The following is a 5,224-nucleotide window of genomic DNA, read 5'->3' on the forward strand; positions in this document are numbered from 1 at the left end:
TCCCGGCCCCCGTCGCCTCCCTCCCCTGGCGGACGAGGGTCTGCCGTTGGGCGCTTCGCCGGTGAGCTAGCGTCCGCCGGGTGACGAAGGTGGGCACGACCATCGTGAGACGCACCCGGCTCAGCCGCGACGAGCGGCGCGAGCTGTTCCTCGACATCGCAGCCCGCATCGTGGTCGAGCACGGCGTGGAAGCGCTCACGATGGAAGGCCTCGCTGCTGAGGCCGGCGTCAGCAAGGCGCTCGGCTACCGCTACTTCACCAACCGCGACGACCTGCTCGCTGCGCTGTTCGAACGGGAGACCCGCCGTTACGACCAACGCATCAACGAGCGGACCTCCGGTCTGTCGTCCTTCGAGGACCGCATCCGCGCCATGCTCGAGACCTACCTCGACACCGTGACCGAGCGCGGCAACGTCCTGACCATCCTCATGCAGGCCCGGCTCGGTGGCGGCGCCTTCGAGCAACGCCGCCGTGAGCGGAACCGGTACGTCGAGGACTACTTCGCGGCACTCATTCACGAGGAGTTCGGCGTCCCGGCAGCAACCGCGCTCGTGGCCTCGAGCGTGTTCCTCACCGGCACGCTCGGGTTGATCACGGCCTGGCTGGACCGGGGCCTGCCCCGAGACGAGGTGACCGCCACGTTCGTCGAGCTGTGCTCGGCGAGCCTGCGGGGCCTCGCCTCCCGCTGACCTGGCGCTCGCCGTCCGCTCCGCCTCCCTTCTGCGGGAGCTGGAACCGTGCGGCGCGTGACGCCTCCTCGGCCTGGAGCTTGGCCATCAACCGCTCCCACTGCGCAGGGGTGGGCGCGGGGAGCTCGAACACCTCTCGCACCACGGCCGGCACGTCGAGCCGGTAGTCGTGGCCGGTCGCCCGGAACACCCCCGGAACCTGGTGGGTGGCGTTGGCGGTGTCGACGATGGTCTGGAACGCGGTGATCATCGGCCGGAATCGCTGCCGGGCCGGCACCGTCGGCGGCCGCTGGTGCGACAGCCAGTCCGGCCGTTGCACCAGCAGATCAAGGTTGAGCTTGCGGACCGGGTCGTTGTCATGGGTGAGCAGCACCACCCGGAGCGCGCCCCGCTGCGCAGGGCTCAGTGAACGGAGCGCCAGCGCGGAGGCGACCTCCATCACGCTCCCCGGCGGCACCTCCCTCCCGTCGAGCACTTCATGGAGCCAACCGCTGTAGTACGGGGTCCCGACGAAAAGCGCCCGCTGCACCCCGAACTCGTCAAGCCCGCGGAGACCTCGGTGCAGGAACGCGTTCTGGCCCGCCCAGGCGCCCAGGCTCTCCCCGTACAGCATGACCCGCGGCCGGCGCGAGGGGGGTCGCTGCGCGAGCGCGTCACGGATGCCGGCGAGCAGGAGCCGGACGTGCTCGCCACCGACGCCGGTGCGGTGCAGCGCCAGCAGGGAGGGGAGCCGCTCGTACTGCACGGCGACTCCGGCCGCATCGCCCAGAGCCAGGTAGTCGACGGTCTCGAACGGCACGGTGTTGACGTAGCCCGTGCCCGCCGGGCAGCCGACCACCAGGATCGAACGGTCGAAGGCGCCGGCCCGCTCAAGCTCCCGGAGCGCGAGCGCCACCCGGTCCTCGGGAGTGCGCGCCGCGTCGTAGCCCACGAACACCCGCACGGGCTCGGCCCGCGCAGGGGCCCCCATGACCGAGTGGATGTCGTCGGGCGAGGGCCGGTTGAGCAGGAAGCGCCGGCCTTGGCGACCGGTCCTGGAGAAGCTCACCGCCGAGCCGGGGCCGGCCGAGCACGCGGGCGTGTCGGGTGGGGTGTCGTAGCCAGGGTCCATGACCCGGTCGTAGAGCTCCATCCCCCGCACGAAGGTGTCGGCGAACGCGGTGATGACCGCGGCCCACGCCATCGTCGCCGCGGTACGCCCGCCGACCTCGCAGATCGCGGGCGAGAGCCCGAGCCGCCGGCGAAGCACACGGGTCATCGCCTGGCCGCTCCTGCGGTAGCCGTTGACCACCGCAGCGAGCAGCGCCGCCACTGTCGCGCTCTGCGCCACCGCAGGGAGCGGGCGGGGGGGCGGTGGATCGATGTCGTCCCGGCGTGCCACCTGGTCGCGGATGGATCGGAACAGCACCACCGACCCGGCGGCCGCACCCAGAGAACCCAGCACGCCCGCGGTCACGCCCGGTCGCTCGGCGTTGCGTACCAGCGCCACCGCGCCGCACGCCGCTGAACCACCGGCGAGCCCGCCGGCCATGGCCCGCAGCGTGGCTGCCGGGAGGCTGTGGGGGGCCGAGTGAGCGAGCACGAGCTTCGCGGTCAACGCCGCGGCGAGGGCAGCCCCGAATGCGACCGGCTGGTCACGCAACTCCACCTCACGACCGATCAGCCCGTAGGTCGCGTTCCCCACCGCGAACCCGGTGGCTGCCGAGGCACCCGACACCAGTGCCTGGTCCAGCGTGGTGCGCGGCATGAGCGACGGACCGAACGACTCAGCGGCGACCCACGCGCCGAGCACCACGCCGGACCACACGTCCGGCCGCCGGAACCATTCGTCTGCAGGGTCGAAGGCCATATCCCTCCCGGACCGGGATGGGGGGGAGCGTAGCCCCGGTGCCCGCTACGCTCCCCCAGCCGTGCGCAGGCGCCGACGCACCCGCCAGCCGGCCGGGACAGGACGGCCCGTCGCCGAGGCCGCGATCGTGGGCGGCATCGCCGCGGCCCACGTCGTCGACCATCGCCTGGTGCCGGTTCGCTTCCACCTCGGGACCCACCTGGCGTCGGCGGCGGCGGCGGTCGCGGCGGCCCGCGCAGCAGGCGCCTCGCTCGACGAACTGGGGCTCGGTCCCGACCGCGTGCGCGCCGCGTTGCGTCGCGGGGTCCTCGGCTCGCTGGTCATCGGCGCGATCATCGGAACGGGTGCGCTGATCCCCCGCACCCGGCCGCTGTTCACCGATGCCCGGGTGCTCGACGTCTCACCCGGCCAGGTCGCGTACACCTCGCTGGTGGAGATCCCGTTCGGGACCGCCGTCTACGAGGAGGTCGTCTTCCGCGGGGTGATCCTGGGGCTGGCCATGCGGCGCCTGAACCCGACCGGTGCGATCGCGGTGAGCTCCGCCCTGTTCGGGCTGTGGCACATCCTGCCGGCACTCGCGGATCGTGGGCACCACCCCGCCACCCGCACCGCGCATCCCGCCGCGGTCGTCGCCGGCGCCGTCGCCGCCACCACCCTCGCGGGGGTGCTGTTCGGCGTCGAGCGGGTACGCACCGGCAGCGTCCTGGCACCGATCCTGACCCACGCCACGACGAACGCGGTCGCCTACGCGGTGGCCGCCGGGGTCGCCCGGGGGGGCCGGACGGGATCGTCCCGGAAGTAGCGTGAGCCCCCGTGACCCTGAAGCCGCCCGTGCTCGGATCCCTCACCACGTCGTGGTTCGATCCTGCCGGCCCTGTGCACGAGCCGGGGAGCCGCCCCGACCCGGACCTTCCCGAGGGCACGGACCTGTTACCGCAGATCGAGCACATCGTCGTGCTGGTGATGGAGAACCACTCCTTCGACAACTACTTCGGGATGCTCGGCCGGGGGGACGGGTTCACCCTCGATGACCAGGGCCGCCCGCTCGACGCCAACCCCGACGCAGACGGCAACCCGGTCCGGGCCTACCACTTCGAGACCACCCGCCAGCCTCCCGATGAGCCGGCTCCGGATTGGAACGCCTGCCACATTCAGTGGAACGAGGGCCGACTCGACGGCTTCGTGCGCTCCGGCAGCGGTCGTACCGCCATGGGCTACTGGACCGGCGAGGACATCCCCTTCTACTGGGGCCTCGCCAGGACCTTCCCGCTCTGCGACCGCTACTTCGCCTCCGCTCTCACCCAGACGTTCCCCAATCGGCGGTTCATGTGGTCAGGCACCGCCATGGGGATGGTCACCACCGAGATTCCGCCGCTCGACGAGGTGCCGCCGAACGGCACCCTGTTCGATCGTCTCGACGATCTCGGGATCGAGTGGCGCAACTACTTCGGCGACCTGCCCGAACCAGCCCTCTACCCACCCGTGTGGTTCGCCAACCCCGGCCGGGGGCGCACCTACGACGACTTCGTCGAGGACGCGAGCCGGGGAACGCTCCCTCCGTTCAGCCTGGTCACCCCCCGCACCGACCTGTCCGAGGAGAATCCGCAGGACATCCAGGAAGGCGAAGCCTTCTCGGCCCGCATCATCAACGCGGTCCTCGGGTCGCCCTGCTGGCCCCGCACCTTGTTGATCTGGACCTACGACGAGCACGGCGGCTACTACGACCACGTCGCCCCTCCTCCCGCCGTCCCACCCGATGACATCCCCCCAAAGCTCGTCCCCGACGTGCACCTACCGGGCGGGTGGGATCGCCTCGGCTTCCGTGTGCCGTGTGTGGTCGTCTCGCCCTACGCGCGCCGGGACTACGTGTCACACGTCATCCACGATCACACCTCGGTGCTGCGACTGATCGCCACCAAGTGGAACCTCGGTGCGCTGACCCGGCGCGACGCGAACGCGAGCAACCTGCTCGACTGCCTCGATCTCGACGGACCCCCAGCATTCGCCGAGCCGCCCACGCTGCCCGTCCCCGGGAGGGACGCCCGCTGATCGGAGGAGGGCAGCCCGGCCCGGTGCTCACCCCTGGTGGTGGTGGTCGCAGCTCGCGGTCCCCTGCACGCCCTCGATCTCCGCGAATCGTCCGCAGGGTGTATCGACGATCCACACGTGCAGCATCGGCGGGGTCACGAACAAGGTGCCGATGGGGCACACCCCGCCGATCGTGGTGGCCACCACGATCGGTGTGGGCCGGCTGAAGTCCCAGCAGAGGTTGTCGTGGATGTGCCACGGCGTGAGCGGGCCGCCCACGTCGGGCACATCGGCCATGGTGGCTCCCAACGGGAGGATGTACATGGCGGACTCCAGCACCCGAGTGCCGTCCGGCAGGACGCGGTACACGAGCGACTCGGGGTGCTCGGGGTCGAGCACGACATCGTCGAGGAACCACTCCCAGTTCACCCAGTGCTCGAAGCCGGTCACCGCATCGCCGATGCTGCGGAAACCAGCCGCGTGAGCAGCCCGCGTGCTCGCCCACTTCGGGATCGAGGCTTCCGTGGCCGCCAGGAGAGCCGCCGCTCGCGCCTCTTGCTCGGGCGTGGCCCCGGTACCGGTGCCTGCGTCGTGGTCGTGGTCGTGGTCGTCAGGGCCCGGGAGTCCCCCGCCCCCGTCCCCGCCGTGATCGTGGTCC

4 protein-coding genes and 1 pseudogene are annotated in these 5,224 nt (G+C 71.6%); 3 read left to right on the forward strand and 2 right to left on the reverse strand.

Annotation, left to right across the window (positions count from 1 at the left end):
- The first annotated feature begins 80 nt into the window (after positions 1-80).
- Entirely contained in the window at positions 81-689 is a 609-nt protein-coding gene (locus tag V7004_RS15080; RefSeq protein ID WP_334145021.1) for a TetR/AcrR family transcriptional regulator, read from the forward strand.
- Here V7004_RS15080 and V7004_RS15085 read toward each other — a convergent pair.
- A complete protein-coding gene (locus V7004_RS15085) occupies positions 592-2,538 on the reverse strand; it encodes an alpha/beta-hydrolase family protein (protein ID WP_334145023.1) in 1,947 nt (648 codons plus the stop codon). The two genes, V7004_RS15080 and V7004_RS15085, sit on opposite strands and share 98 nt — an antisense overlap.
- Before the next feature lie 61 nt (positions 2,539-2,599).
- Here V7004_RS15085 and V7004_RS15090 point away from each other — a divergent pair, with 61 nt between their 5' ends.
- Together V7004_RS15090 and V7004_RS15095 are read left to right on the forward strand one after the other, a co-directional pair.
- Positions 2,600-3,340, forward strand: a complete 741-nt coding sequence (locus V7004_RS15090) for a CPBP family intramembrane glutamic endopeptidase (RefSeq protein WP_334145024.1) — start codon at positions 2,600-2,602, stop codon at positions 3,338-3,340.
- An 11-nt stretch (positions 3,341-3,351) separates the two neighbouring features.
- Positions 3,352-4,587: an alkaline phosphatase family protein gene (locus V7004_RS15095; RefSeq protein WP_334145026.1), complete on the forward strand. Its 1,236-nt coding sequence runs from the start codon at positions 3,352-3,354 to the stop codon at positions 4,585-4,587.
- Between the two features lie 27 nt (positions 4,588-4,614).
- On the opposite strand, the pseudogene V7004_RS15100 reads toward V7004_RS15095, so the two are convergent.
- Positions 4,615-5,224: pseudogene (locus V7004_RS15100) on the reverse strand (hypothetical protein); the annotation flags it as partial.

Source organism: Rhabdothermincola sp. (assembly GCF_036846205.1).
In the GTDB taxonomy this organism is placed as follows: Bacteria; Actinomycetota; Acidimicrobiia; order Acidimicrobiales; family Acidimicrobilacustridaceae; genus Rhabdothermincola.

Excerpts from the sequence above, each read along its gene's own strand:
- V7004_RS15085 (WP_334145023.1), bottom strand. The coding sequence starts at position 2,538 with ATGGCCTTCGACCCTGCAGACGAATGGTTCCGGCGGCCGGACGTGTGG.